The organism is Caballeronia glathei (assembly GCF_000698595.1).
GTDB classification, from domain to species: domain Bacteria; phylum Pseudomonadota; class Gammaproteobacteria; order Burkholderiales; family Burkholderiaceae; genus Caballeronia; species Caballeronia glathei.
On the sequence record NZ_JFHC01000027.1, the window covers coordinates 1 to 26,770 of the forward strand.

Here is a 26,770-nt window from a genome sequence, read left to right on the forward strand (position 1 = left end):
TAAAATCTATTATTCGGTATGATTTGTATCTAAAATATGAAGCCATCGCGTGAGCATCCGGGTACACCCCGACGGTCCGGACGCAGTCTGCCGCCGTCCGGTTGGACGCAACGGCGGCGGCCCCGGCACAATGCTGAGTCGTGCACCACGCTGCGCCGCGCCCGGTCGAAATCGACTCACGCGCTTTTTCGTCTTACTTTTTCGTCTTACCTTTGCGATCTGACTTCGGACGGAACTTCATGTCTCATTTCAAGCCTGCCGCGCCATTCGAAACCGAAACGGGCGATCCGATTCTTCTGACCCCCGGCCCGCTGACCACCTCGCGCTCCGTCAAGGCAGCGATGCTGCACGACTGGGGCTCGCGCGACGCGAACTTCGTCGCAACGAACAAGGCCGTGCTCGCGCAGCTCTGCGAGATAGCAAATGGCGGCGAGGATTTCGTGACGGTGCCGATGCAGGGCTCCGGCACCTTCGCCGTCGAGGCCATGCTGACGAGCCTCGTGCCGCGCAAGGGCAAGGTGCTTGTCCTCGTGAACGGCGCGTATGGCCTGCGCGCGAAACGCATTCTCGATATCGCCGCGCGCAAGACGGTCGTGCACCAGACCGCCGAAGACGCCCCGCCGGACCTGAAGAAGATCGAGGCGATCCTGAAGCGCACGCCCTCCATCACACACATCTTCGCGGTGCATTGCGAGACGACCTCGGGCATTCTCAACCCGGTCGAGGAGATCGGCGCCCTCGCCGCGAAATACGGAAAGGGCTATCTGATCGACTCGATGAGCGCCTTCGGCGCCCTGCCGCTCGATGCCCGCGCGGTGCATGCCGATGCGGTCGCGGCTTCGTCGAACAAGTGCATCGAGGGCGTGCCGGGCCTCGGCTTCGTGATTTGCCGGCGCGACGTGCTCGCCGCTTCGCAGGGCAACGCGACGACGCTCGTGCTCGACCTGCACGACCAGTGGTCGAATTTCGGGAAGACGGGGCAGTACCGCTTCACGCCGCCGACGCACGTGATCGTCGCGCTGCATCAGGCGCTCAGGGAGTTCGCGGCGGAGGGCGGGGTGAGCGGCCGCGGCGGGCGCTACCGCGAGAATTGCCGCATCCTGCTCGACGGCATGACGGCGCTTGGATTCAGGCCCTTGCTGCCGGAAGCCTTGCAGGCGCCGATCATCGTGACGTTCCACATGCTCGACGATCCGCGCTTTGATTTTCAGCGTTTCTACGACGGCCTGAAGGAGCGCGGCTTCGTCATCTATCCGGGCAAGCTGACGGTCGCCGACTCGTTCCGCATGGGATGCATCGGGCGGATCGGCGAGCGCGAGATGCGCGGCGCGCTCGATGCCGTGCGCGAGATGCTCGAAGTGATGGGCGTGGAGGCGGTTCCGGCGCAGGCGTGAGTGTTCGGCGGTGCGCGGAGCGGCTTTGGGGCACGCTCCGCGAGTTGCATCGATGCTTTCTTTGGCAGGGCTGCCGGACGTGGGTCTGCCGCTGCTCTTGCGCCCGGCTGCTGTGTGTGCAACGCGCAGCCCGTCAGTCGATCAGCCGCCGGACGCCTGAATCACGCTCCGTTCACCGCGGGCCTGCCTGCGCAGATCTTCCGTCGTTTCGCTCGCACCGTCCGCGCGCCAGCCGGGCGGCCGAAGCACGTAGGAAACCGCCGAGGAGACATCTTTGGCCGACGCGACGTCGCGTGCCAGGCTCACCCAGTGCTCGAATTCGACCACGAGCGGATTGTGCGAGCGCGTCGGGGTGACGAGGCCGTAGCGGCACGGCTCTTCGGCGCGTTCCTCCAGGTAGGTGCCGAACAGGCGGTCGAATACGATCAGCACGCCGCCGTAGTTCGCGTCCAGATAATTCACATTCGACGCGTGATGCACCCGGTGCGCGGACGGCGTGTTGAACACGTACTCGAGCCAGCCGAGCTTGGGCATCCACGTGTTGTGCAGCCAGAATTGATACAGCAGGTTGATCGAGAGTGTCGCGAGCACGACTTCCGGGCGCAGGCCGAGCCACACGAGCGGTGCGAAGAACATCGCGCTGCCGGTCAGCTTGCCCGTCCAGCCGAGCCGGTACGCGGAAGCGAGCGTCAGCTGGTTCGGCGAGTGGTGGACTGCGTGCGTCGCCCAGAAGAAGCGGATGCGGTGCGACGCGCGGTGGTACCAGTAGTAGAAGAACTCCTGGCCGATGAAGAGCAGGAACACGGCCAGCGCGCTGTCGATCGTGACCGTATGGATGCGATGTTCCCAGGCGAACGCGAAGATCGGCGTCGCGAGCGAGAGCGGCAGGAGCGCGAGCAGCTTGCGCCCGGCCATATCGGCGAGCGAGAGCCACACTTCGTGCCAGTCGAAGGGCGTGGCGCTGTTCCGGTTTTTCCGGCTGAGCACCCATGCCTCGATCAGCGAGGCACCCACGACGAACAACGATGCGTAGAGCGCGATTCTGGTTAAGGATTCCATGATGAGGAGATGACCGGTTGGTTGCGGGACGCATCGTGTCCGGCGAAGGGTGCCGTCGCGTTGCATGAACCCACTTTAACGAGCGGCCCTGTTAATAAATATGTGGAAGTTATGTCGCGATGTTTCATCGCGGCGCGGCGTGGCGTGGTGCGGCGGGTAACATGGCGGGTCGGCACGTCTGGAAGCACGCAGCATTCTCCAGGCTTCATCAAACAGGAAAACAGGTGCAAATGAAGTCCGCGCGATGGCCCGGGGTGTTCTTTTTATTGGTGACTGCAACCGGCTGGGCCCTCAACTGGCCCGCGATGAAAATCCTGCTGCGGGAGTGGCCCCCGCTGTTCTCGCGCGGCGTGGCGGGTGTGGCGGCCTCGATGCTGCTCGCGGTCATCGCCGTCTGCGCCGGCGAACAGACGCGCGTTCCGCGTCAGCTGATGCCGCGCATGCTCCTCTCCGCCTGCACGAATGTCTTCGCGTGGATGGGCTTCTCGACGCTGTCGATGAAGTGGCTGAGCGTGAGCGAAGGCGCATTGCTCGTCTACACGATGCCCATCTGGGCGATGCTGCTCGCCTGGCCCGTGCTGTCGCGACGCCCGTCCGCGGCGGGTTTCATCGCGTTGCTTCTGGGGCTTGCCGGCGTGGTCGTTCTGCTTGGCGGCCGTGGATTCGCGTTCGATGCCGGGAAGCTCACGGGCATCCTGTTCGCCTTGCTGGCGGCCGTGCTCTTTGCACTCGGGACCGTCATCCAGACGCCGGTTCCCGTATCGCCGATCACGCTCGTGGCGTGGCAGGTGGGGCTGGGATGCGTGCCGATGGTGGTCGCGGGCCTGCTGATCGAACACCCGGATTTCGGCGCACTGAAGGCGGACGGCTGGGCCGTCCTCGTCTACATGACCGTGGTCCCGATGGGCGTCTGCTACCTCGCGTGGTTCGCGACCTTGCGCTATCTCGCGCCGGAGATCGCGTCCATCGGCATGCTGCTCGTGCCGATCATGGGCATCGTCGCTGCGGCGCTCGCGCTGGGTGAGCCGCTCGGCCTTCAGGAGATCGCTGCGATGGCGCTGACGCTGAGCGGCGTCGCGCTTGCCCTGCGGCGCAAGGGCGAGAGCAAAACGGCGGGATAGAGGCTGCCCCGGCGGGACGAATGGCGCCGCTCGCCTTCACTTCGGACGAATGAGCCGGGGTGACGCCGGAAGCGATGTGAAGGCGCCTTCACCGACCCTGTGCGCGATCGAACGCGGGTATGCTGAGAAATCTTTCATTTATCTTTCAAATACGGTTTAATGCACGTTCATTCACATTTTGTCAGGTCCCCATGTCTCCGTTCATGCAAAGCGTGGCAACGCTCGGTGGTTGTGTCGGCATCTTTACGCTGGTCGTCAGCCTGATCGAAGTAATCGGCTGAACGCCCTTCGACGCGCGGGCGGCGCCGCCCGCGCGAGTACCCCCATCGCTTCCGACATGACGGAGAAGAACGAGGATCGCCGATGAGGCGCCGCCTCCCCGCTGACACCTCGAAGCGACGCAACGGCCACGTGTTTTCACGACACCTTCGCGCCGTTCCAATCCGATTGCGGAGCGCGATCGACGAACGCCTTCAGCTAATCGGTTTCCGCATCCGTCTCCCGCGTCCCGACAAAATCTGCCCGGCGATGCTCTTTTTGCCGGGCCGCACTAGCGTGACTGGCATTCGGTCCGCAGGGCGGACGTCGTCCGCGCGCGGCCATCGCGCCCGATAAGGCAATACCACGTTGAGCCGCCATTGATAAAGCGGCTGAAGCACAGCGCGTCCCGCCGACCTTGGGCGCAAGCGGCATTTCTTCGACGGGCACCCTGCCGCGAACCCTTCAAGAAGCAGTCCGCAGAGCATCCGTCCCGCTTGACGGACGAACCCGTTTCGCTCCGCCCGATAGCCAAACCTCGCAGAACGCCTCATCTCAGCTTCCGAATCTTAATGCAATGTTATATCATTTCAGAAAATTCTGATTGTGCCCTTTGCGCTTTCGTGCTCGACGGGCGAACTCAGGTCTCTCCCGTCCATAAGAACTCCAACTTCGGCTGCCAACTGTGATCTCGTCGATCAACGTCCCACGACTTTCCTCCGCCTTTCGACTACTCCCCATTCCGCTCGCGCTCGTTACCGCACTGGCTCACGGCGAGACCAGCCAGACCCCGGACGCCGCCACGAGAACCCTGATACCGGGCGCCGCACTCGAACCCGTGTTCGTGACGGCCAATCCCTTGCGTGACAACGAACTCTTCGCCCCTGCCACCGCGCTGTATGGCGACGCACTCGCGCTTCGCGGCGCCGATTCGCTGGGCGCCACCCTCAACGGGCTGCCGGGCGTGTCGACCACGACCTACGGCCCAATGGTCGGACGCCCCATCATTCGCGGGATGGATGGCGACAGAATCCGCTTGCTGCAAAACGGTGTCGCTTCTTTCGACGCATCGTCGCTTTCCTACGATCACGCCGTCCCGCAGGATCCGCTGTCGATCGAGCGCGTCGAGATCGTGCGGGGACCCGCCGCGTTGCTTTATGGCGGCAATGCAATCGGCGGCGTGGTCAACACGATCGACAACCGCATTCCGCGTGAGCCGATCAAGGGCGTGACGGGCACCGTCGATGCGAACTATGGCGGCGCAAACGACGCCCGCGCCGGTGCGGCCCAGGTCGAAGGGGGAAATGGTCAGTTCGCTTTTCACGTCGACGCCTTCGACCGCGAAACGAGCAAGCTTCGTGTGCCCGGATTCGTGCGCTCCGACCGCCAGCGCGCGCTCGACGGACCTGACGCTCCCCAGCCCGTCGGCAGCATTCCCAATAGCGACGGCCGCTGGCACGGCGGCGCGGTGGGCACGTCGTACACGTGGGCCGACGGCTATGCAGGCGTGTCGTACAACGGCTACGAGGCGAACTACGGGTCCGTCGCCGAAGACGATGTCCGCTTGAGGATGCATCAGGACCACGTGGCCGTCGCGTCCGAAGTCCGCAATCTGCAGGGCCCGTTCAGCCAGCTCGATTTCGATTTCGGCTACACGGACTATGAGCACAGGGAAATCGATAACGGCGAAACCGGCACCACCTTCCGCAATCACGGCTATGAGGCGCGTCTCGAGGCACGTCACAGGAAGCTCGGGCCGCTCGACGGCGCGCTCGGCGTGCAGGTCAGCCAGAACACGTTCTCGGCGCTGGGGGACGAAGCACTCGTGCCTACCTCTCAAACGACGAACGTGGCGCTCTTCGGCCTGGAAGAATGGGCCGTCAACGATGCGCTGAAGCTGAGTGCAGGTGCCCGTTACGAGTACGTGAAACTGGAGCCCACTGCTGGCGGCAACGAGAAGTTCGCGGGCGCGCCCGAGCGCGACTTCAATGCCGGCAGCGTTTCCGCGGGCGCGCGTTACAGGCTCGACCCCGCATGGTCGATCGTGGGCAATGTGGCCTACACGGAACGCGCGCCGACGTTCTACGAACTCTATTCGAACGGGCCACACGACGCGACCGGCCAGTACCTCATCGGCAACCCCGACGCGCAGAAGGAGAAGGCCGTCTCGACCGATCTGTCGCTGCGCTTTGCGAGCGGGCCGAACAAGGGCAGTGTCGGCGTGTTCTACAGCCGGTTCAGCAATTACCTCACCGAGTTCAACACGGGCCGCCTCGTCGATGACAACGACCACGAGGTCCCGGCGGGCACCGATGACGCGCTCAACGAGGCGGTCTACCGGGGCGTGCGCGCGGAATTCTATGGCGTGGAAGCGGACGGCAAGTGGCGGATCTTCGAGAAGGGCGCGCATCTCGTGGACGTCGAACTCGTTGCCGACTACACGCATGCCCGCAACGTCGATACCGGGGAAGCACTCCCGCGCATTTCTCCGTTGCGCACGACCGTGGCCGCCGATTACGGCTACGGCCCGTTCGGCGCCCGCGCGGAAATGGTCCATGCCTGGGCGCAGCACCGCGTCCCGGAAAACGATCTGCCGACCGGAAGCTACACCACGCTCGGCCTGACCCTGACCTACGCATTTCACGCCGGTGCCTCGCACTGGCTCGCCTATGTGCGAGGCGAGAATCTGACCAACCAGGAAGTGCGGTACGCGAGTTCCGTCGTGCGCGATATCGCGCCGGAGGGCGGTCGCAGCGTCATGGTCGGTTTGCGCACCACCTTTTGAGGAGAGTTTCCATGGACAAGCTGCCAGTCACCGTTTTATCCGGCTTTCTCGGCGCGGGAAAGACGACGCTGCTCAATCACGTGCTGAACAACCGCGAGGGCCGGCGCGTCGCGGTGATCGTGAACGACATGAGCGAAGTCAATATCGACGCCCGTCTCGTGCGCGATGGCGGCGCCGAGCTTTCACGCTCGGAGGAGCGCCTCGTCGAGATGAGCAATGGCTGCATCTGCTGCACGCTGCGCGAGGACCTGCTCGTCGAAATCCGGCGCCTGGCGGGCGAGCGGCGTTTCGACTATCTACTGATCGAATCGACGGGCATTTCCGAGCCTTTGCCGGTCGCGGAGACCTTCACGTTCCGCGACGAGCAGGGCCAGAGCCTTTCCGATGTGGCACGCCTCGACACCATGGTTACGGTCGTCGATGCGCACAACTTCGTGCTCGATTTCGGATCTCATGACCATCTGGCCGACCGCGGCGAAACGATGGGCAGCGAGGATCGGCGCACCGTGGTCGATCTGCTGACCGAGCAGGTCGAATTCGCGGATGTCATCGTGCTCAACAAGGCCGATCTCGTAAGCGGGGAGGCGCTGGGAAATCTCAAGGGGATCGTCCGGGGCCTGAACGCGAGCGCGAAGATCATCGAGACGGCATTCGGAGAGGTGCCGCTCGGCGAAGTGCTCGATACGGGCCGCTTCGATCTGGAGGCCGCATCGCAGGCGCCCGGCTAGTTGAGGGAGATGCGCGGTGAACGCATTCCGGAAAGCCAGGAATACGGCATCACGAGCTTTGTCTACCGGGCCCGGCGCCCGTTTCATCCGGCCCGGTACGGGGCATGGATCCAGCAGGAATGGACCGGCGTGGTTCGCTCGAAAGGATACTTCTGGCTGGCGTCGCGGCACGACCGTGTCGGCGGCTGGTCACAGGCGGGCGCCATCTCCCGGCATGGGCTGGCAGGTGTCTGGTGGGCGGCCGTCGATGCACGTCAGCGGCCGAAGGACCCCGAGAGCCGGGCCATGATCGAATCGCGCTGGGAGGAGCCGTATGGTGATCGTCAGCAGGAGCTGGTGTTGATCGGCATAGGGATGGACGAGGCCGCGCTTCGCCGCGGCTTTGACCACTGCCTGCTCACCGATGAGGAAATGCGCGCCGGGCCATCGGCCTGGAAGAATTACGACGATCCGTTTCCCGAATGGAGAACGATTGAAGCGGAAGCTGAATCCGACTAGCGGCGCCGCGCTTCATCGCTAACGGCGTTCCTCGTCAATCGACGTTTGAGGGATCATTCGGGGGCCGGCGCGCGCGCACCGGCCCGCTTTCCTTATTCCGCCGCCGTTTTCTGCGGCCACAGCGTGCGGCCGAGGAAAGTCAGCGTGCGGTCCCACGCGAGCTGCGCCCAGACGGGATCGAACTGCGTGCCCGCAATGCGGCCCGGCCCGACGGCGGTCTCGTTGGCAAACGCATGGTGGGCGAGGTAGCGATGGAATTCCGCATCGACGTTCGCCTCGCGCAGCTTGGCCTCGAGCGCATCGACCGTGGCAGCCGGAAAGAACGCATCCTGCGTGGCCCAGTGACCAAGCAGCGGCGCCTTGATCTTCGTGGCGTCGATGTACTCCAGCGGAGGGCACCCGTACCACACCACGCCCGCCGACACGCCGGGGTCCTGGCTCAGCGCCAGCAGCGTGAGCGCGCCGCCCATGCAGAAGCCGGTCACGCCGACGCGTTCCGTGCGCTGCTTCAGGTATTGCACGGCGCCGCGAATGTCCTGACTGGCAGCGTCGCCGAAGTCGAGCCCGGTCATCAGATGGTGCGCCTCTTCTTCTTCGGCCGTCGCCTTTCCCCGGTAGAGATCGGGGACCAGCGCCAGATAACCGGACTGTGCGAGCCGGTCCGCCACCCCGAGAATCTGGTCGTTGAGCCCCCACCATTCCTGAATGACGACGATGGCAGGCGCGCCTTCGGCATTGTGCGGCGTGGCGAGATAGCCGCTGACTTCCTGGCCGTCAGGGCGGCGAAAGGTGATCATCGATCCGGGTGTCGGTTTCATGAGAGGGTCCTTGAATAGACGGAAGCAGTAGCATAGCGCCACTGAGACGCGCACGCTGAAGCGCGGCATCGCGCAGGATGCGCGCTCGAAAACATCGCGGCGTTCATGCGCGACGCATCACTGGATGCCGGGCGTGCGCGTCGGTGTGCAATACCGTATGCGCTTCGTCAGAACGGTTCCTTGAATGGACGCAGATCGATTTCCTGCGTCCATGCGCTGCGATGCTGAACGTGGAGTTGCCAGTACGTTTCGGCGATGGCATCGGCTTGCAGCAGACCGTCGTCGCCCATCTGCTGCACGCGCTGCGGTGCGGCCTGACGCAGCCGCTCGCCATCGATCCCTCCGTCGATCACGATATGCGCGACGTGTATGCCTTCTCGCCCGAACTCGCGCGCGAAGCTCTGCGCGAGCGAACGCAGCGCCGCCTTGGCTGCGGCGAACGCGGCGAACGGCGGGCGGCCGCGCAACGCTGCGGTCGCTCCGGTGAATAACAGCGTGCCGCGGCCGTCCGGCGCAGCCGCGTCGCGGCCGTTTTCGAACATGGCGCGCAGCGCGGCCTGCCCGAACAGGAAGCCGCCGATCGCATTGGTGCGAAGCGCCTGTTCAAGTTGATCCGCGGTCAGTTCGAGCGCCGGAGCACGGACGGCGTTGCCCGCATTAAAGATGGCGGCCCGAAGCGTGCCAATCTCGCGAATGCGCGCGGCAAGGCTGGCGATTGACGTTTCATCGGACACGTCACCCGGCAGCGCGTGAGCCGTGCCGCCCGCTGCGCGGATTTCCGAGGCAAGCGCTTCGATGCGTGCCGCGGTGCGCCCGGTGAGCGCGACTGCGAAGCCGCCTTGTGCAAAGCGGCGCGCGAGCGCGGCGCCCAGGCCCGCGCTCGCGCCGACGCCGGCGATCCACACGATGGGGGAGGAGGAATCAGAAGGGGAATTCATGAGGTAATCCTGGAGCGGGCAGACGGCCCATTCGCAACATGATAGGCAATAAGCAGGTTGGCGTCGCGCGCCCTCACAGACGCTTCACCCGGCAGGCAGCGCGGTCTGCCGCAGGCGCTCGCCGAGAAACTTCACGAAGGTGCGTAATTTTGCCGAAAGCCTGTGACGTTCGAGATAGATCGCGTGAATGTCGGCGTTGGGTTGAGCCCAGTTGCCGAGCAGTGCGACGAGCGAGCCGTCGGCGAGATGCTTCGCCGTCTCCCACTGCGAGCGCACGGCGATGCCGCGGCCTTTCAGCGCCCATGACAGAACGGTGCTTCCGTCATTGCTGCTGAGCGGACCGTCGACCTTCACCGTTTCCGCCTTTTTCCAATGTGTATTCGCGCACCAGGTCGGCGGCCGATAGGGGAGCCGCATTGATGGCGCGGCTGACTTCCCGCAAGACAGTGTTCGTGAGAAGTACGACCGCGGTTCCCGCCGCAGCGGGACCAAAGTGTCCGGCACCGCACAAGACGCCGACTGCCACCGAACACCAGAGCGTGGCAGCCGTGTTGATGCCTTGTATCGAGCCCTTGTCGCGCATGATGACGCCGCCGCCGAGGAAGCCCACGCCCGACACGACGTAAGACGCAATCTGCGTCAGCCCCGTTGTTCCGTTTCCCGTCAGTACACCCAGAGTGACGAACAGGCAGGCGCCGCTAGCCACGAGAGTAATGGTCCGCAGTCCCGCCGTGCGTTGACGCATCTGGCGTTCAAGACCGATGACCACGCCACAGGAAAATGCGGCGAGCAGCCGTAGAACAGACTCCACCATCATTTTTGGCTCTTCGTTTCGTGTAACGGATAATCCTGCTTGTGGTCGGTGCACATTAGGTTCATGCCAGTCCGCCCCATCTGCAAAGGGCGGGCACTGACAAAGGGATGGCGCGCATCCACATAGCGCAAATGGCACCTACCGATTTGACTGAGGGCATGTGCGCATTGCTCTTGAGCGAACAGCCGGAAAGTACCGACCGCGCCGGCGTATGAGCTATCCAAGGAACGTCATCTGCACGACCTTCACGATAACCAGCGCTACAGCCACCAGCAGATAGCCGCGCAACACGCCCATCCAGACACGCTTGGTCAGCGTGAGGTTCGGAGGAGGCAGTTCGCCTAGCGGTGGCATGCGCCACGTGTCGCGCGCGAATTTCGGATACGTCCGTACTTCGTTATCCGCCGTCTCACCTCGAAGCTTGCGAATCCCAGCTGTTGTGGCATAACCAGCGACGGCGAGCAATGTGCCTCCGGCAAGCACCTCGAGAATCGATTTGCCCTCGATGTCCGGGTACATCACCGAAGCAGTCAGGATGACAGACAGCATCACCAGCACCCAGACCACCGCACCTGTGAACAGATTGAGCTTCTTCGAGTTGACCCACGGACCAAGCACGGCCTTGTCGTTGCACAGCAGCAGCAAAAATACGGTAGCGCTGGGAAGCAGTACGCCTGCAAGTGTTTGTACCGCTTCGGTTAGCAGACCAAGCGGGCTACCTGGAATCAATACCAGAGCTGCTGCAGTGGCGATAATGCCGAAGTACACTAGATAGAAGCCTTTCGCATCCGTCACACTGCGGTGGAGCGAGTGACGCATCCCGAACACATCGCCAATGGCATACGCGGTGGCCAGCGACACCGCAGCGGCACCGATAATGCACGCGTCGAGCAGCGCCACGGCGAAGAGAACGGCTGGCGTGCGGCCCGCATACTTCTCCAGGCCGGCGATGACGCCGCCCGCGTCCGTGAAATTGCCGAACTCGGGTTTCCCTGCGTAAAGCGCGGCACAGAGTGAAATCATCGCCACCGCGCCAATCATCACGAACACAATGCCAATCAGCAGGTCAGCCCTTTCATACTTCATGAAGCGCGGGGTGATGCGTTTATCGACGATGTAGCTTTGCTGGAAAAACAGCTGCCACGGTGCGACGGTGGTGCCGACGATGCCGATGACGAGCAGCATCACGTCGCTGAGCTTCGAGTGTGCAGGCCAGTTGGGAATCAGGAAGTTGTGTGCCATCTGGCCAACCGGCGGGTGAATAGACACCAGCACGGGCACAAGCAATAGGCTCAGTAGACAAAGCACCACGGCGAATCGTTCGAAGCGCCTGAAATTTCCTGTACTGACTGCGGCCATGGTCAGAGCCGCTGCAATGCAGACCCCCAGGACCTTGGAGACACCGAAGAAGTCGAGGACGAACGTGATGCCGATGAACTCGGTCACGATGGTCAACGCGTTGAGAATGAACAAATCGACAACGCTGAACGCACCCCAGAATTTGCCGAATCGTTCAAAAATGAGGCGCGCGTGGCCGACGCCGGTCACGGCACCCAACCGCAGCACCATCTCCTGATTGACGAAGAGGACAGGTACCAGCAGCATCAAGGTCCATAGCAATGTGGTTCCATAGTTCTGCCCCGCCTGGGTGTAGGTACCGAAGGCGCCAGCATCGTTGTCGCCGACCATCACGATGAGGCCGGGGCCGAGGATGGCCAGCATCGTCCGAAAGCGCGCCCACCAGTTGGTGCGCGGTGCGGTGTCGTGGTGGGCGATGGTGCCGAGAGCGCCCTTGATGTCGCCGATGTGTGCCGAGTCAAGAACGGCACTCCGCTTTGATGAGACTTGCGTTGGAATAGACATTTCGCTTTCTTCTCTAGTCCGGCTTTTGAAAGGAAAATGCGCACCTCCGTCATACGTAAGCGCATGTGCCGTCGGATGACGGTGTCGCTTGCATATGGTGGAAAGAGGGCGCGATTATGAAAAGAGAATCTTGAGGCGCTGCCAGAACGCTGCGAATTTGTGTGGTTCGTGGGCGTGCAGCGCGAGCATGCCGTCGTAGTGGACGCGCGATTCACGGACGCGAGGCAGTTGGGACAGGAGGAGACCAAAGGTCATGATATTTCTCCGGGGCGTCTGGCTTGACGCGGTTCGCGGGAAGCCAGCAGACACGGAGCGCGGGCGCATCATGCGCGCAGCGACGAAGGTCTACGCGCTTCCCTCAGGCACAGGTAAAGGTGAACGGCGTATGGGATGACTGTCACTGTCTGGCATGGCGGCTCCTTATCGGCGTTTGCTACGAACGTGTTCAATCCACGCGTCGGCGCACGCCCATCATCCGAAAGGGCGCGCGAACGGACGCAGCAGCGAGCTGACGCTCGCGACGAGGTGCCATACGGACGCACGCAATCGTGTGTCCGTATGGCGCTGATCAAGGTGCACGAAGAGAGTTACTACGGCGCGCACCGTCTGCCTGCTGGCAAGACGGCGGCTGAGAGAAGATAGCGCGGACGTCCTGCGGTCAGGCAGCGAAACTATTCGAAGGTCGACTACTGCAGGTATCCAAGGCATCAGCCCGTTTTGTGGTGACGGGCGAATTTTAGGCACTCCCTGAATAGGAAGTCAACATGCTTCTTAAGCAGAGCAAATATAAGTTTCAAGCCGTGCGTCGAGTTGCATGGCCAGCGCCAGAGCGCAAGCGTCTTTCAGAATGACAGGAAGGAAAGGCGGATGAAGGGCGTCGATACGGCTGGGAAAGTGAAGCAGGTTTCGTTTGCCCGCTGACATCGTCAGGCGATTCGGTGTGCGATATCTTTTATGCTTTATTTACTTGCCGTTTGTCACGCATGCCGAATACAATCCGCCCGTCTCATCAAACGGAGTCCCTTGTGGACACATGCTCTAGTAGCGGAAGTCTGATGCCGGCCTGCGCCGGCGACATAACCGCGAGATAGCCGCCGCAGGACCACTCCTTCGCCGCTAACTCGCTTGGTTCGGGTTAGCGCGCTTCATTACTGACTGGTTTTCTACCGGTCTGTCAGTAGCACGCTCCCTCTGCTTGACCGCCCCTTCGCAGATCCATTTGCGAGGCGCAGTCACGTCTTCATACGTCGCCCGAATTCGTCGGGCTGGACGGGAGTGGGCTTATGGTCGTCAAAGCTTTTGCTACGTCTTTCGGTGGCGCGGTGCAGGCGTCACGCCCGATGGCTCCTGCAACCCGGGCGCCGTCGTCGCCCATTGCCGGGAGAGCCGGGCGGTGCGAGTTGCCGCATGTGCGGACGAAACGCATTTTCTTGTCGCGCAATCTGATGGTCGCGCGAGGTGCTGCGAGTTCCCTATGTGGCTGGTCGATTAACGCCAGCCGGCTACGCCATTCCGACGATTGCGGTCGCCGCGATGTTATTCACCTCGTCGGTCGATAGTGAACTGAGCCAAGCCTTGCGGTTGAGCCGGGGACTTCACTGAACCGGGACCGGTTTATGGTCCGGACCACCTTTCACGCCCCACTTCCGACTGGGCGGCCGCCTGGCATGCCAGCAATTTGGTTATCTAATAACGTAGGCCCCGTACGTCATGAAGAAAAACCTGCAGACCAAGCTGCTGATGTCCAGTGCTCCCATCAGCCTGGTGTTTCTGTTTTCTCTCGGCGTCGTGCCCCCTGCTCTCGCTCAAGGGGTGCCTGCCGCCACTCCGGCTCAAACTGCGCCGTCAACGTCGCCGGTCGGGACAGACAATGCGGCGGAGGCAAATCAGACGCCTGCTGCACCGACTGAGCTCTGGAACCGTTCGAACCTGTTCGGCGACATGGCGGGAATACGTCCCTGGCTCGCCAACTATGGTGTAACGGTTAGCCTGCAGGAAACCAGCGAGTATCTGAACAACCTGTCTGGCGGAGTGAAACGCGGTGGCGCATACGATGGAGTGACCCAGTTCGGTCTGGTCGTTGATACAGAAAAGGCGTTCGGGCTGTCAGGCGGCACGTTCAACGCGTCGGGGCTGCAGATTCACGGTAGTAGTTTGAGTCAACGAAACCTGCTGACCCTGCAGAGTGTGAGCGGCATCGAAGCCGACGACACGACGCGACTGTGGGAACTCTGGTATCAGCAATCCCTTCCCGGTGGGAAGATGGATGTGAAGGTCGGACAGCAAAGTCTCGACCAGGAGTTCATGGTGAGCCAGTATGCGAACCTGTTCATGAACGCGACCTTCGGATGGTCTGTCCTCCCATCGATTGACCTGCCGGCGGGTGGCCCTGCGTATCCGCTCTCATCCCTCGGCGTGCGCGTCCGCACGAGGATCTCGGATGCGTTGACCGTGCTGGCTGGCGTGTTCGACGGCAATCCGGCAGGCAGTGATGGGGGCGACCCGCAGAAACAGAACGCCCACGGTACGAATTTCAACCTGCACAATGGCGCGCTGTTCATCGGCGAGGTCCAGTATGCAATCAATCAGCCGCCGGCCACTCGGTCGGATGCGCAACCGGCCGGCTTACCCGGAACATACAAACTGGGCGTCTGGTACAACACGCAACGATTTGCGGACCAGCGGTTCGACAACACCGGCCTGTCGCTCGCGAATCCAGCGAGCACGGGCATCGCGCAGAGCCACACTGGCAATTACAGTTTCTATGCCGTTGCCGACCAGATGGTCTGGCGACCGGGAGCAGAGAGTCCGAAATCGCTTGGCGTGTTTGCAAGAGTCATGGGCGCGCCGGGCGACCGTAACCTCATCGACCTTGGCGTGAACGCAGGTGTCACGTTAAAGGCCCCATTGAAGGGCCGCGACAATGACGTGGTCGGGGTGGCGGTCGGTTACGCGAAGATTGGCTCGCATGCGCGAGGACTCGACGGCGACACTGGCACTTTCACCACGCCTGGGTTTCCGGTGCGCAGCGCTGAGACCATTCTCGAGGCAACGTACCAGTATCAGGTCGCGCCGTGGTGGCAGTTGCAGGCCGATTTCCAGTACGTCTTCCATCCGGCCGGCGGCATTCCGAATCCGAATGACCCGTCCGAGCGCGTGCGCAATGAAGCCGTCGTTGGCGTGCGAACCAATATCACGTTCTGAGCACTCTGCTTCCCTAAACACGATACGCAGTGTCCGCTTTGACGAGTTCGAGCGCGTGCCCATTCTTTAAGCGCGTGCCACTCGTTCTCGTTGAGGCCATCCTCTCGGCATCTTGGGCTTCCCATGAAGCCGATTGCAGTCTTGCTTTGTCTCTGGGACGACCACACCCGGTCCGGCACAGAGGTCAAAAACGTCTTGCGAATTAGCATATTGCCGATTTGAACCTGCGCATTCAGGAACTGACGGACAAACAGTCGCGTCTTGTGACGGAGTGGTTTCTGCGTCGCCTTGAGATGAATTTCTTCAGTCCCGAGGCCGGGCGCTGTATTTCCGGCCGCGGCATCAGTCGGCTGCCGTAAGCTCGACTCGTCCCGGGTCCAGCTCAATATGTCATGGCCAGTAACCGGAACCCACTGACCCGGTTCTGTCACAGTATGTAATCCCTTCCATGACACTGTGATTCAGGGCGCCGGGCCGCATCGCCGCCAAGCCTTCGAATTATCTCTACCATTGGGGTCGCGGTCAGGTCGGCACGCCTTGTGCGTGCGCGCCTTCGGGTACCTCGTAATTCGTGTTCAGATACCGAATCCACGAGTCGCAAAGGCACGAATCGAAAAAACGACAAACCATGGCATCGGAAAATGAACTCGAGGACTGGCGTCGCGACGCATTGAGGATGGAGGACGCGGTCGCGACGGCGGTCATTGGTCAAACAGAAACCATACATCTCATCAATGTAGCCCTCTTTGCCCGGGGACATGTCCTTCTTGAAGGCGGCGTCGGAGTCGGCAAGACGACTTTGCTGAGGGCGTTCGCACGCTCAACTGGTGGCGATTTCGAACGGGTTGAAGGGACCATCGACCTGATGCCCGGCGATCTCGTCTATCACACGTTCGTTGACGCTGACGGCAAACCGAGAATCGACGCTGGTCCTCTGCTGCGTCATGGCGAACGACTGACCACGTTCTTCTTTAATGAAATAAATCGTTCTCGCCCTCAAGTCCAGTCGCTGCTGCTTCGCGCGATGGCCGAGCGCACGGTCTACGCTTTCGACCGCGAATACCGCTTTCCGCACATGACAGTATTCGCGGACAGAAACAAGGTCGAAAAGGAAGAGACCTTCGAACTTGCTTCCGCCGCGCGTGACCGATTCCTGTTCGAATTGAACATGCCCACACCGGCCGCTTCAGAGGTTCGCCGCGCGCTGGTTTTCGACCCAATGTTCCACGACGTAGAAACGCTTCTCGACAGGGTTCCGTCGGCAATACTCGACCCAACCCGCTTGAATGCGATTGGGGCTGAGATTCAGCGAAGTGTTACGGTGAGTCCGAGCATCGAAACCTATATTTTGAAGATTTGGGAAGCCACCGGGGCGCCTCAGCGCTTCGGCATCGAACTAGACGATGTCGACATGGAGCGACTCATTCTCGTGGGTGCAAGCCCCCGTGGCATGAGTGCGTTGGTACGAGCAGTCCGTGTAATTGCATGGCTTGACGGACGTCTGCACGTAGTACCAGAAGACGTTCACCTCGCGCTTTTTCCGGCACTCGGCCACCGGATTTTCTTCACGCCAGTCTATGAATTGCGCAGACATGAACTCGCAGAGGCGCTGACCACAATGATTGTCCGGAAGATATCCGTACCCTGACATCATGAGACCGCCGGTCGAATTCCATTATCGACTACCGACGCGCGCTCGCGGATTTCGGCACGGCTCGCATCCAGGCGCAAGCTTCGGCGCTGGCCAGGAATTCGCGCTACATGCGCGTCTGTTCGACCATCCTGACCCACGGCGGCTGGATTTGCGCGCAAGTCAGTGTGCGGTGCCGCCAGAGTGGCTAGTGCGACTCCACTTGCAGCGTGTAGCCGTGCCCGTCTATGTCGTGGTGGATGTGTCCGCATCAATGCTCTTCGGAGGGGAACGACCGAAGCTTCATCTCGCCGCAGATTTCGTCGAAGCATTGGGCTACAGCGCGTTTCGCGCGGGCGACCGGGTGGGGATGCTGGCTTTTGACTCTGAGGAACGGGGCGACCTCTTCGTTCCTGCACGGCATGGTCGCGGCGTCGGTGACGAGATGGCGACGATGCTCCGTCGATTCTCGAACACTTCCGGAATGACTGCAGGGATTGAAGGCCTGGAGCGGACGTTGTACAGGCTGGCAGGGCGCCACAGCCTGGTCTTTGTCGTTTCCGATTTTCATTGGCCGCTTGGTCGGCTGGGCTCAGCTCTCGAAACCCTGGTTAATGCCCAAGTTGTGCCGATGGTCGTGTGGGATCGTGCGGAAATCGAGCCACCGAGTGCCGGCACGATGCTCGTGGTCAGCGACGTTGAGACAGGCAAAGCGCGGAGATTGTGGCTGCGCCGCAGGTTGCTTGAACAATGGCGGGATAACGTCGCGCGTCGGCGTCGCGAATTGGCTGAGCTCTTCGGCAAGCGCGGCATCAAGCCTTTTTACGTCGAAGGGACATTCGATGCCGAATCGTTGTCGCGCTATTTTCTGGAAGCTGTCGTATGAGGCGATGCACTGTTCGCGCGAGTTCGATGGCGGTGCGTCCGAACGGTAGAGCCTTCGCGTTCCTGGCTGCCATAGCCCTCGCTTGTTCGTGCTCGGTCCACGCGGAACAATCGGTGACAGCGACTGTGGAACAACCACGGGCATTCGGTCATGTTCTGGGCGACGTGCTGAGTCAACGAGTTCTGCTGGAAATCAATGGCCGCGACGCAGGAGAGGTCACACCTCCGTCGAACGGCCGTATCAACGTCTGGTTCGAGCGCCGCAAGCCTCACGTAGAAATAGACGGCGAGGGTCGTCGCTGGATGGTCATCGACTATCAAATAGCCAACGCATCTGAAACGCTCACGGAAATCAGATTACCCTCGCTCAGACTGACGTCCGAGGCAGGCGCGTCGTTGCAAGTTGCCGAGTGGCCAATCAGCCTCGGACCGCTGACACCGCGCACCGCGTTCGACGCAGGCGACTTGCGGGCACTCAGGCCAGACCGATTGGTCTCGTCTCCACAATTGGCATCAACTGAACGTCGACTGTTTTCAATGCTCGCTCTTTTGACGGCGACTCTGCTGGCTTGGGTCGGCTGGTGGTTTTGGAGTAATCGTCGCGACGCACGCCGGCTTCCATTCGCAATCGCCTGGCGGAAAATACAGAGCCTGAAAACGCCTGAAGTCGATGCGAACGCTGATGCCTGGCTCTGCGTGCATCTAGCGCTAAATGAAACCGCAGGTCAGGTCGTGCATGCCGGTTCGCTGTCCGCTCTGTTGGCCCGTGCCCCTTACCTCGAGCCATTGCGGCCGCTGCTCGAGAATTTCTACATGAAGTCGCGAGAGCGCTTTTTCAGCGCTGACGGGGTCCGGGAGAGCTTTGCATTGCGTGATTTCAGCCGAGCGCTCTATCGTGCCGAAAGGCGGCAGCGATGACCATGTCGGTTGATCTTGTCAGACCCTGGCTACTCCTGATGCTCCCACTGGCGTTGCTGCCGCTGATACCTCGGCGGAGTGAGGCGCTCAGTTTTTCGTTTGTCGACTGGCTACCAATCGATTCTGTCGGCACAGGTGTCGAATACTTCGGGCGCGGCTGCGCAGTGCTGGCGATCTTAGCTATCGTCCTGGGCCTGGCTGGGCCTGGCCGCTCTCACCTACAGGCCATGCGTGCCAGCACCGGCGCCGAAATCGTGATTTTGATGGACCGCAGTTCCAGCATGGATGACGTCATGGGAAAGTCGCCCGTTATCGAACCGGGAGGCATGTCCAAGAACGAGGTGGCCCGTCGCTCGCTTGGGCGTTTCATCAGCGCGCGCCCTGATGACCGTCTAGCATTTTTAATGTTCGGCATCAGCCCCGTGCTCGTCGTGCCTTTCACCCGCAATCAACGGATTATTCAGGATGCTATCGAAGGCACGTCGGTCGGTCGCGGGATGCCGGATACGCGGCTTGACCGGGGGCTCCTCGCTGCAATCAGACAGTTCGACGGGCAGCCCTATGCGGGGCGGCGCGCCATTGTGCTGGTCTCCGATGGAGGCGCGAGACTTAACGCCAAGGCACGCGGGGACATCAGGGCAGGTCTTGCACGAAACGCGATTTCGCTTTACTTCATCTATCTACGAACCAGCGACTACACCAGTCCCGACTTGACCGACATTGCGCCTTCTTACCAGTCCTCGGCCGAGGCTGAACTGCATCATTACTTCGAGACCCTGGAAACATCGTATCGACTGTATCAAGCAAACGACGCCACGGCGATGGCAGCTGCCATGGCCGAGATTGATAAACAGCAAAAGTCTTCCATCTCGTTCGTGGAACATCTGCCGCGACAAGATTGCAGCGTCCTTTGTTTCGCTGTGGCGTTGGCATGTTGCGCGTGCTTGCTGGGATTGCGCCTCATCCACGTGCGGAGCTGGTCATGAGGCGAGCGTTTCTTCATCTGGCATTTGGAACCTTGGCTTTCAGCTTCGCCGGAATAGCGATGTATGACTGGTCAACGCTGAGATATGAACGCTCTGTGGCGCAGGCAGTCGCCGTCGCGGCAGTTGCGGGGGGAAACAAGCCAGAAATGAAGGGAAAAGTCGATGGTGCGGCCGAGGTGCGGCTTGCTCGCGCGGTGTCCATGTCGAAGGCGGGCGACTATGTCGGGGCTCAGAGACTCTACGACGGGCTGGTAACGGACGATAACGACAAGACAATACAGACAGCGGCGCTGTTTGACCTTGGCAACATGCATCTCCGCGAGGCGACTCGCAGCGGCGCGCCAACATCAATTCAGTCCCTGCCGATGCTTGAGCAGGCCAAAGAACGTTATCGGTCGGTATTGCGGATTGCACCCGAGGACTGGGACGCCCGATACAACCTCGAACGGGCGCTATGGCTAGCACCTGAGGCGGCGACGGACTCGAACGAGCCCGACATCAAGAAGCAGAGGAATGTTAAGGTGCGCGGAGCCCAGAGTGAGGACCTGCCATGAATTTCGCGGCTCTGACGCTCGGTTTATTTGAGCGGCGCAATTGGGCGACTGTTGCGGCAGTGCCGTTGCTGGCCGCTGCTGTTTGGATGCCGGGCTTGACGCTGCAACGGAGCGTGTTCAGTTACATCGTCACCTTCGATATCACGCAGAGTATGGACGTCGAGGACGTCAGCCTGGGCGCCGCACCGATAAGCCGACTAAACTTTGCGCGGGCGGTGATGCGCGACAGTCTGGAGCGATTACCCTGCGGCTCGAAAATCGGCTGGAGCGTTTTCACTGGGCAGAGCACGCTGCTCCTGCTGCCTCCCATTGAGGTTTGCAGCAACTATGACGCGCTACTCGCTTCTCTTGACAGCATTGATGGCCAGATGCGTTGGACCAACTGGAGCCGGATTGCCGAGGGCGGCGTCTATTCGGCTGTCCGCACAGCCCAGAGTGTGGGGCACGACACTGCGGTCATTTTTTTCACGGATGGACAGGAAGCGCCACCTGTGTTGCCTTCCGACGAACGGGTGCATGACATTGCTCGCGGTCAGGTGAAGGGCTGGTTGATTGGCGTGGGCGGCGACCAACCCGCTGTCATCCCGCGAACCGATGAGAACGGCAATCGCATCGGCTATTGGCGCGCCGAAGACGTGTTACAGGTCCCGCCGCAACGAGGTGCGAGCGTCTCCGTCGAAAGCCACGAAGAACTTTCCGAACTGCGCGGTCAATATCTGGCATCAGTTGCGAAGCGAATTGGCTTTGAGTATCGACGCATTGGTGTTCCGGAAGACGCGGTCGGAGCAGTGCTTGACGTGCGCCTCGCGCATCGAGAGTTCGTGCTGACCGATTTAAACTGGCTACCTGCCGCCGTGGCGCTGCTCCTCTTGACATGGCGCTTCCTGCCGGAACGCTGGGCAGCCCGTCGGCGTGTCTCGCAATTGCGCTCGCGTGTCTGATGCGGGCATCGGAATAGAAGGGATTCCTCGCCTCGATACTGTCGGCAATCGCCTTCTTTGTTGCTGTCCGGATAAGTCCCGCCGCATGGCTATTAGCGCGGCTTGATACCGTCGTGCTCGTTGACCAACACAGACAAATTCACTATGAAGATACGTGCAGCTCGAAGCGATGACCTGGATGTCATCAAGGCACTGCTCGCAGAGAACGAACTGCCGGGCACTGACGTCCGTGCTGCGTTGCTCAGCGACTTTCTGGTGGCCGAGGATGCCAGCGGTGCCGTCGTAGGCAGCGTAGGACTTGAACGGTTCGGACAAAGTGCGCTGCTTCGTTCACTCTGCGTCGCACGACATGTTCGTAACGCCGGCCTGGGTACGACTCTGCTGTCCTGCGCGGAAGCGACCGCTCGCTCAGCAGGGGTGTTTGAGCTTTGGCTGCTGACAACATCGGCCGCCGGCTTCTTCCGGTCGATGGAGTACGTGGAGGTCGACCGATGCAGTGCACCGGCCGAAGTTCGGCAGACCCGTCAATTTGCGCAGTTGTGTCCAGCGAACGCGAGTTGTCTGAAGAAGCAGCTTTAGGTATCTGTTCGCCGGGTTATTGGCGGTGGCGAAATCCAGCTATTGCTGCACATCCACGAGTTCCGCACACGCTGCTTGCACATCACGTGCAAACAATGCCGATTCTCAGCGCGCAGCGTCTCGTAGCCGATTATCGTTTCTTGCTCACGTCTCCAACCGCGGTCCCAATCGGATTCGAAGTCGTGCGGTTGTCCAAGTTGAGCTTTCACCGTTGCCTTGTATTCAGAAACGTCGGCCGGAGTAAAGCCACAGAACCTGCTCCCGAATCGCTCACGAGACCCCGCAGGGGCGTGTCAGCGTCCCTCGTCTGGGAATCGTGGGGCTCGTGCCGCCCGCCGGGAAGCCGATTACGGTGGTAGGCATGCTTAACGCGTCAAATAGCGCTCGGTACTTCATCATCCATCGCAACTCTAAGTGGTGCCACCCAAGGTCAGCCTTGGCACCGAATTAGAATCGACGGCACCTGATACAGAGCGCTCCGGCTACCGTGACGAGGCCTCAGATGCGCGAGACGACCGTTGCGGTAGGTTGCAGCGTTGATGAAGGCATGAGCCGCTGCCGCAATAGCACCGGACGCAGCAGCGATAGCGGGTGCCGGTCGAGCGTAAGGCCGGTCGACTTTTAGTCGCTCACGATGCTTTTCGGCTTCGGACGGTGCGGTCCAGACCCGTGTTGCTGTGGATTGTCGATTTCCACGGGGAATCAACAGACAGTTTTTGCGCAAGCAAGAGCTATGCACACCCAACGCCGCTTCATTTGCGGCTGCCTATCGAAGAAGGCGGGCGGCACCGAAATCTGTGGTCTTCCTCCACGCCTTGTGTTGGCGATTTGCAGTCTGTGAAGCTCGGGCATCGACGACAAACCGCCTCATTCTCAAACCTGGTAGAGGCTGGCGCGAGGCCGGCAGTTACGGAAGACTGTAACTGCCGGTCTTCGTGCCAACAAAATTGAATGAGCCCTTCTCTGCAGGGAGGGTAAGCACTTGCTGCCAGTCAACTTGCCCCTCTATGCCCTTGTATTTGCCGGTACCCCAGCCTAGCGTCCCTTTTCCCGCTGACGCCCCCTTGGGGTGGCTAGTGGCTTCGACGAACCTGTCGCCATCTTTGTCGGTGAACACGCAGTACCCATTTCCAGGACCTGCATTGAAGCCGGCTTCGACGCAGTGCGCCTCAAAGCCTTGGTTTCAAAGCCCGAGCCTGCTGGTGATCATCGCGTCCCCGCGCTGCCGATCGAATGCGCACAGTTTGGGACGCACGCGAGGCGGAGTCGCTGCACGCTGCCGGCTCATCCCCGCGCCGCCGCGCTGAGACGGCATCAGCACACAAACCCCACTTCAGTAGTCGCTGCTTAAAGAGTAGTCTCCGCACTTGCGTCGCATCAACCGATTGCAAACTGGAGGAGACACCGATGGAGATCGAAACTCGTACCATGACGCGCGTGATGGTCAGGCTCGTGCCGTTCCTGATCCTCTGCTATTTCGTTGCTTACCTCGACCGTGTCAACGTTGGCTTTGCTGCATTGCAAATGAATCAGGCGCTCGGCTTTTCCGCGAGCGCGTACGGCTTCGGCGCCGGCATTTTCTTCATCGCCTATTTCTTCTTCGAAGTCCCGTCCAATCTGCTGCTCGAACGCTTCGGCGCACGACGATGGATCGCTCGCATCATGTTCACGTGGGGCATCCTCGCTGGCGCGATGGCGTATATCCCGCACATTTCCCAATATACGGGCATGTCCGCCGCGCACGTCTTTTACGGCCTGCGGATACTGCTGGGCATTGCCGAGGCGGGCTTCTTTCCCGGCATCATCTTTCTGCTGACGCTGTGGTTTCCCGCCGCATATCGCGGGCGCGTCGTCGGCTATTTCATGGCGGCCATTCCGCTTTCCACGGTGATCGGCGGACCGATCTCCGGAGCGCTTCTCTCGATGGACGGCATGGCCGGAATGGCCGGCTGGCAATGGCTGTACCTCATTGAAGCGCTGCCGGCGCTGCTGCTCGCGTTCGTGGTGTATTTCTACCTGACCGACAAACCCGCCGATGCACACTGGCTCGCGCCCGAAGAGCGCAAATGGCTGGTCGCGCGCCAGGCGCACGAGCGCGAGCATCGCGAAGCGGTGCACACGTTCAGCGTGAAGGAAGCGCTGTTCAACCGTCGCGTGCTTGCGATCGCGCTGATCTATTTCGGCGCCAATGCTACGAACTACGGGCTGAGCTTCTTCCTGCCGCAGATCGTGAAGGCATTCGGCCTGACCAACGTGCAGACGGGATTCGTGACGTCGTTGCCCTACATCGTCGGCGTGATCAGCATGGTGGTGTGGGGGCGTCATTCGGACCGCAAGCTCGAACGCAGATGGCATGTCGCGATCGCGCTGCTCGTCGCGGCCGGTGGCATCGCGGCGGCGGCCGCACTCGATCAGCCGGTGCTCAAGATGATCGCGCTGTCGATTGCGGGCTTCGGCATCTTCGGCTGCCTCCCCGTGATCTGGACGCTTCCCGCGTCGTTCCTGTCCGGTGCGGCCGCAGCGGGCGGGATCGCCGCGATCAATTCGCTGGGCAACCTCGCCGGGTTCTTCGGACCGTACGCGATGGGCTGGATCAAGGACAGCACGGGCGGCTTCGGAGCCGGGTTGCTGTGCCTTGCGGGAGCCGGTCTGGTCGGCGTCGCGGCCGTGCTTCTGCTGCACCACGATCCGGCGCTGGAAGCTTCGTCGAGTCCACGCGATCTGGATGTGGCCGATCACGGGAACGCCGTAAGCTCGTAGCGGATTTCGCGTCTGGCTCCTCTCCGGTCTGTCACGGCAGGCCGGAGACGGGCGCGCCAGTCGCTTCCTGCCCGATGTGCGCCGCGAAGCCGGACTGCTCCGGAGAAACGTCAGGCCGCAGCGTGAGCGCGGGAATCTCGTAGGCGCCGGCATTCTGCGGGCGAAACGGTATCGGCGGCGTCTTCCACAGGTCATCGAGACGTCGTCCGAGCGCGTCGCAAATCCCCGAGAATCGGGCTTCGTCGATCCGGCTCGTCCGATAGATCACGAAGGGTGGCAGGACGTCGAAGCCGGGGTAGTAAAGAATGCCGTGCTGGATCGGAAACAGCACGTCATCGATCGGCCCGTTGATGCCTCGCGGGCCGTAGTGGGACTCCCATCCGCCCGCGGTCACGACGAGCATCGCCCGCTTGCCTGCGAGCGTGCCTTCTCCGTAGCGGTCGCCCCAGCGTGCATCGGAATGTTCCCCGACGCCGTAGGCGAAGCCATACGCGTAGACGCGCTCCACCCAGCCTTTCAGGATCGCCGGCATGGAGAACCACCAGAGAGGAAACTGGAGGATGAGCGCATCGGCCCACAGCAGCTTGTCCTGTTCGAGTGCGATATCCCTGCTTTGCAGGCCGCTTTCGAACGCACGCCGGGAGTCGAGCGAAGGATCGAAGCGGGCATCGGCTTGCCGGGCCGTGCTGTCGCCGGCATCGAGCGATGCCTTCCACTTCATCGCATACAGGTCCGATACGCGGACGACGTGTCCTGCACCTTCGAGGCGCCCGACCGAAAAATTCCTGAGCGAGCCATTCAGCGACCTGGGCTCGGGATGGGCATAGACGAGAAGAACATGCATTGGCGGGCCTCCGTGACTGGAAGGGATCAGCGTAGGCCCCTGTGAGCTATATTGAAAATGAATATCCAATATCACAGGTATACCGATGAATAATCTCAGGCGGCTGGACCTCAACCTGCTCTTGACGCTCGATGTGCTTCTCTCGGAGCACAACGTGACCCGCGCAGCGGAGCGGCTGAACTTCTCGCAGCCATCGGTGAGCGTCCATCTTGCGAAGCTGAGGGATATTTTCGGAGACCCGCTGCTGTTGCCGGGGCCGCGCGGCATGCGGCCGACCGCGAGGGCCGAGGCGTTGCGCGAGCCCTTGCGGCAGGCGCTCGATGCGCTCGAACGGGCGGTGTCGCCGGCGAGTCCCTTCGATCCGTCGAAAGCGAGCCACACGTGGCGCGTTGCCGCTGCCGACTACGGCGAATCGACGGTCCTCTTGCCCGCTCTGGCCGGCTTGCGCTCGGCGGCGCCCGGCGCGCGGCTGGCGGTGCTGCAGCTCGCGCCGTCGCGCATCGTCAGGCAGGCGGAGCAGGGGGAGATCGATCTGGCGTTCCATACCAGCGAGGAGTCGCCTTCCGCGCTGCATCGGCGCACGCTCTTCACGGAGCGGTATGTCCTCGCGGGCCGTGCGGGTCATCCGCGCCTGAAGCGGCGTCCGACACTTGCGCAATTCGCGGCGCTCGATCACGTGATCGTTTCCCCGGAGGGTGGCGGGTTTCGCGGCATCACGGATGAAGCGCTTGCCGGGGCCGGGCTGGCGCGCCGGGTGGTGCTATCCGTTCCGCACTTCCGGTTCGTGATGTCGGTCCTGGAGACCACCGACCTCGTGGCGATGCTGCCTTCTCGCCTGGTTCGCGACTGTGCTGCGCTGCGGGTTGTCGAGGCGCCCGTCGATGTTCCCGGGTTCGAGATGGCCATGCTCTGGCACGAGCGCTCGCATCGCGACCCCGCGCACCGATGGCTGCGCGAGCACATCGCCGCTTCGGTGTGAGCCGTCGAGCGCGTTCGGCCTCCCGGCTTGACGGCGCACTGACCGCGGGAGTAGCCGGATGATCCGGCACCGTTTACCTGCGCATTCCCTTCCTTCCTGAATCTCCTCGCAACCCGTCACGGCGCGTTAGAAAACGATTAACTCATTTCGGCCGAAATCTCCCATGCCACACAGGGAAAATACGCATATGGTCCGTCCAATAACCACTAGCGAA

Annotated in this window: 19 protein-coding genes and 3 pseudogenes; 14 read left to right on the forward strand and 8 right to left on the reverse strand. The window is 61.7% G+C overall.

The genetic code is table 11. From position 1 onward, the window contains the following. Nucleotides 1-239: 239 nt before the first annotated feature. Nucleotides 240-1,394, forward strand: a complete 1,155-nt coding sequence (locus BG61_RS17845; protein WP_051672615.1) for a 2-aminoethylphosphonate--pyruvate transaminase — start codon at nt 240-242, stop codon at nt 1,392-1,394. A gap of 141 nt (nt 1,395-1,535) precedes the next feature. Here the strand turns inward: BG61_RS17845 and BG61_RS17850 are convergent, their stop codons facing one another. Further along, a complete protein-coding gene (locus tag BG61_RS17850) occupies nt 1,536-2,453 on the reverse strand; it encodes a sterol desaturase family protein (protein ID WP_035934802.1) in 918 nt (305 codons plus the stop codon). A 230-nt stretch (nt 2,454-2,683) separates the two neighbouring features. Here BG61_RS17850 and BG61_RS17855 point away from each other — a divergent pair, with 230 nt between their 5' ends. The 3 genes and pseudogenes from BG61_RS17855 to zigA all read left to right on the forward strand — a co-directional run bounded on the left by BG61_RS17855 (nt 2,684) and on the right by zigA (nt 7,843). Then, nucleotides 2,684-3,574 carry a DMT family transporter gene (locus BG61_RS17855; RefSeq protein ID WP_035934800.1) on the forward strand — a complete coding sequence of 297 codons (891 nt, stop codon included), beginning with the start codon at nt 2,684-2,686 and terminating at the stop codon, nt 3,572-3,574. 943 nt (nt 3,575-4,517) lie between these two features. After that, entirely contained in the window at nt 4,518-6,617 is a 2,100-nt protein-coding gene (locus BG61_RS17860; RefSeq protein WP_232256311.1) for a TonB-dependent receptor, read from the forward strand. An 11-nt stretch (nt 6,618-6,628) separates the two neighbouring features. Beyond that, nucleotides 6,629-7,843 (forward strand): annotated as a pseudogene (gene zigA, locus BG61_RS17865) (zinc metallochaperone GTPase ZigA). 92 nt (nt 7,844-7,935) lie between these two features. On the opposite strand, the gene BG61_RS17870 reads toward zigA, so the two are convergent. The 6 genes and pseudogenes from BG61_RS17870 to BG61_RS43295 all read right to left on the reverse strand — a co-directional run bounded on the left by BG61_RS17870 (nt 7,936) and on the right by BG61_RS43295 (nt 12,531). Then, nucleotides 7,936-8,661, reverse strand: coding sequence for a dienelactone hydrolase family protein (locus tag BG61_RS17870; RefSeq protein WP_035934798.1), 726 nt, complete (start codon nt 8,659-8,661; stop codon nt 7,936-7,938). Nucleotides 8,662-8,828: 167 nt separating this feature from the next. After that, nucleotides 8,829-9,599: an SDR family NAD(P)-dependent oxidoreductase gene (locus BG61_RS17875; protein ID WP_035934797.1), complete on the reverse strand. Its 771-nt coding sequence runs from the start codon at nt 9,597-9,599 to the stop codon at nt 8,829-8,831. An 84-nt stretch (nt 9,600-9,683) separates the two neighbouring features. Then, nucleotides 9,684-9,968, reverse strand: a pseudogene (locus BG61_RS44980) (LysR substrate-binding domain-containing protein); the annotation flags it as partial. 1 nt (nt 9,969) lies between these two features. Continuing rightward, a pseudogene (locus BG61_RS44985) lies at nt 9,970-10,416 on the reverse strand (MgtC/SapB family protein); the annotation flags it as partial. Nucleotides 10,417-10,629: 213 nt separating this feature from the next. Beyond that, nucleotides 10,630-12,276, reverse strand: a complete 1,647-nt coding sequence (locus BG61_RS17890; RefSeq protein WP_035934795.1) for an NRAMP family divalent metal transporter — start codon at nt 12,274-12,276, stop codon at nt 10,630-10,632. Between the two features lie 114 nt (nt 12,277-12,390). Then, complete coding sequence (locus tag BG61_RS43295) at nt 12,391-12,531, reverse strand: hypothetical protein (RefSeq protein WP_169743310.1); 141 nt, start codon at nt 12,529-12,531, stop codon at nt 12,391-12,393. A 1,455-nt stretch (nt 12,532-13,986) separates the two neighbouring features. Between BG61_RS43295 and BG61_RS17895 the strand changes: the two genes are divergently transcribed. From BG61_RS17895 to BG61_RS17940, 9 genes are all read left to right on the forward strand, one after another. After that, nucleotides 13,987-15,480, forward strand: a complete 1,494-nt coding sequence (locus tag BG61_RS17895) for a carbohydrate porin (RefSeq protein WP_051672616.1) — start codon at nt 13,987-13,989, stop codon at nt 15,478-15,480. A gap of 628 nt (nt 15,481-16,108) precedes the next feature. Next, nucleotides 16,109-17,128 (forward strand): AAA family ATPase, encoded by a 1,020-nt coding sequence (locus tag BG61_RS17900; RefSeq protein WP_035934792.1) that lies wholly within the window; start codon nt 16,109-16,111, stop codon nt 17,126-17,128. Between the two features lie 4 nt (nt 17,129-17,132). After that, a complete protein-coding gene (locus tag BG61_RS17905; protein WP_035934790.1) occupies nt 17,133-17,996 on the forward strand; it encodes a DUF58 domain-containing protein in 864 nt (287 codons plus the stop codon). A gap of 113 nt (nt 17,997-18,109) precedes the next feature. After that, nucleotides 18,110-18,913, forward strand: a complete 804-nt coding sequence (locus tag BG61_RS17910) for a hypothetical protein (RefSeq protein ID WP_232256310.1) — start codon at nt 18,110-18,112, stop codon at nt 18,911-18,913. Beyond that, nucleotides 18,910-19,899 (forward strand): vWA domain-containing protein, encoded by a 990-nt coding sequence (locus tag BG61_RS17915; RefSeq protein ID WP_035934789.1) that lies wholly within the window; start codon nt 18,910-18,912, stop codon nt 19,897-19,899. Before BG61_RS17910 ends, BG61_RS17915 begins: the two co-directional genes overlap by 4 nt. Continuing rightward, nucleotides 19,896-20,453: a hypothetical protein gene (locus tag BG61_RS17920; protein WP_035934787.1), complete on the forward strand. Its 558-nt coding sequence runs from the start codon at nt 19,896-19,898 to the stop codon at nt 20,451-20,453. Before BG61_RS17915 ends, BG61_RS17920 begins: the two co-directional genes overlap by 4 nt. Continuing rightward, the gene (locus tag BG61_RS17925) at nt 20,450-21,394 is read left to right on the forward strand and encodes a vWA domain-containing protein (RefSeq protein WP_035934784.1); all 945 of its coding nucleotides are present in this window, start codon (nt 20,450-20,452) and stop codon (nt 21,392-21,394) included. Before BG61_RS17920 ends, BG61_RS17925 begins: the two co-directional genes overlap by 4 nt. Before the next feature lie 144 nt (nt 21,395-21,538). After that, on the forward strand, nt 21,539-21,973 hold the full coding sequence (gene arsN2, locus BG61_RS17930) for an arsenic resistance N-acetyltransferase ArsN2 (RefSeq protein WP_035934782.1): 435 nt from the start codon (nt 21,539-21,541) through the stop codon (nt 21,971-21,973). 1,407 nt (nt 21,974-23,380) lie between these two features. After that, entirely contained in the window at nt 23,381-24,733 is a 1,353-nt protein-coding gene (locus BG61_RS17940; RefSeq protein WP_035934780.1) for an MFS transporter, read from the forward strand. A 31-nt stretch (nt 24,734-24,764) separates the two neighbouring features. On the opposite strand, the gene BG61_RS17945 is transcribed toward BG61_RS17940, so the two are convergent. Then, a complete protein-coding gene (locus BG61_RS17945; protein WP_035934778.1) occupies nt 24,765-25,577 on the reverse strand; it encodes an NAD(P)H-dependent oxidoreductase in 813 nt (270 codons plus the stop codon). 85 nt (nt 25,578-25,662) lie between these two features. Here BG61_RS17945 and BG61_RS17950 point away from each other — a divergent pair, with 85 nt between their 5' ends. Then, on the forward strand, nt 25,663-26,556 hold the full coding sequence (locus tag BG61_RS17950; RefSeq protein ID WP_035934776.1) for a LysR family transcriptional regulator: 894 nt from the start codon (nt 25,663-25,665) through the stop codon (nt 26,554-26,556). Nucleotides 26,557-26,770 lie beyond the last annotated feature (214 nt).

Bases quoted from the DNA above. Each gene is read 5' to 3' on its own strand.
- BG61_RS17845 (WP_051672615.1), top strand. From the start codon at position 240: ATGTCTCATTTCAAGCCTGCCGCGCCATTCGAAACCGAAACGGGCGAT.
- BG61_RS17850 (WP_035934802.1), bottom strand. From the start codon at position 2,453: ATGGAATCCTTAACCAGAATCGCGCTCTACGCATCGTTGTTCGTCGTG.
- BG61_RS17855 (WP_035934800.1), top strand. From the start codon at position 2,684: ATGAAGTCCGCGCGATGGCCCGGGGTGTTCTTTTTATTGGTGACTGCA.
- BG61_RS17870 (WP_035934798.1), bottom strand. From the start codon at position 8,661: ATGAAACCGACACCCGGATCGATGATCACCTTTCGCCGCCCTGACGGC.
- BG61_RS17875 (WP_035934797.1), bottom strand. From the start codon at position 9,599: ATGAATTCCCCTTCTGATTCCTCCTCCCCCATCGTGTGGATCGCCGGC.
- BG61_RS17890 (WP_035934795.1), bottom strand. From the start codon at position 12,276: ATGTCTATTCCAACGCAAGTCTCATCAAAGCGGAGTGCCGTTCTTGAC.
- BG61_RS43295 (WP_169743310.1), bottom strand. From the start codon at position 12,531: ATGACCTTTGGTCTCCTCCTGTCCCAACTGCCTCGCGTCCGTGAATCG.
- BG61_RS17895 (WP_051672616.1), top strand. From the start codon at position 13,987: ATGAAGAAAAACCTGCAGACCAAGCTGCTGATGTCCAGTGCTCCCATC.
- BG61_RS17900 (WP_035934792.1), top strand. From the start codon at position 16,109: ATGGCATCGGAAAATGAACTCGAGGACTGGCGTCGCGACGCATTGAGG.
- BG61_RS17905 (WP_035934790.1), top strand. From the start codon at position 17,133: ATGAGACCGCCGGTCGAATTCCATTATCGACTACCGACGCGCGCTCGC.
- BG61_RS17915 (WP_035934789.1), top strand. From the start codon at position 18,910: ATGACCATGTCGGTTGATCTTGTCAGACCCTGGCTACTCCTGATGCTC.
- BG61_RS17920 (WP_035934787.1), top strand. From the start codon at position 19,896: ATGAGGCGAGCGTTTCTTCATCTGGCATTTGGAACCTTGGCTTTCAGC.
- BG61_RS17925 (WP_035934784.1), top strand. From the start codon at position 20,450: ATGAATTTCGCGGCTCTGACGCTCGGTTTATTTGAGCGGCGCAATTGG.
- arsN2 (WP_035934782.1), top strand. From the start codon at position 21,539: ATGAAGATACGTGCAGCTCGAAGCGATGACCTGGATGTCATCAAGGCA.
- BG61_RS17940 (WP_035934780.1), top strand. From the start codon at position 23,381: ATGGAGATCGAAACTCGTACCATGACGCGCGTGATGGTCAGGCTCGTG.
- BG61_RS17945 (WP_035934778.1), bottom strand. From the start codon at position 25,577: ATGCATGTTCTTCTCGTCTATGCCCATCCCGAGCCCAGGTCGCTGAAT.
- BG61_RS17950 (WP_035934776.1), top strand. From the start codon at position 25,663: ATGAATAATCTCAGGCGGCTGGACCTCAACCTGCTCTTGACGCTCGAT.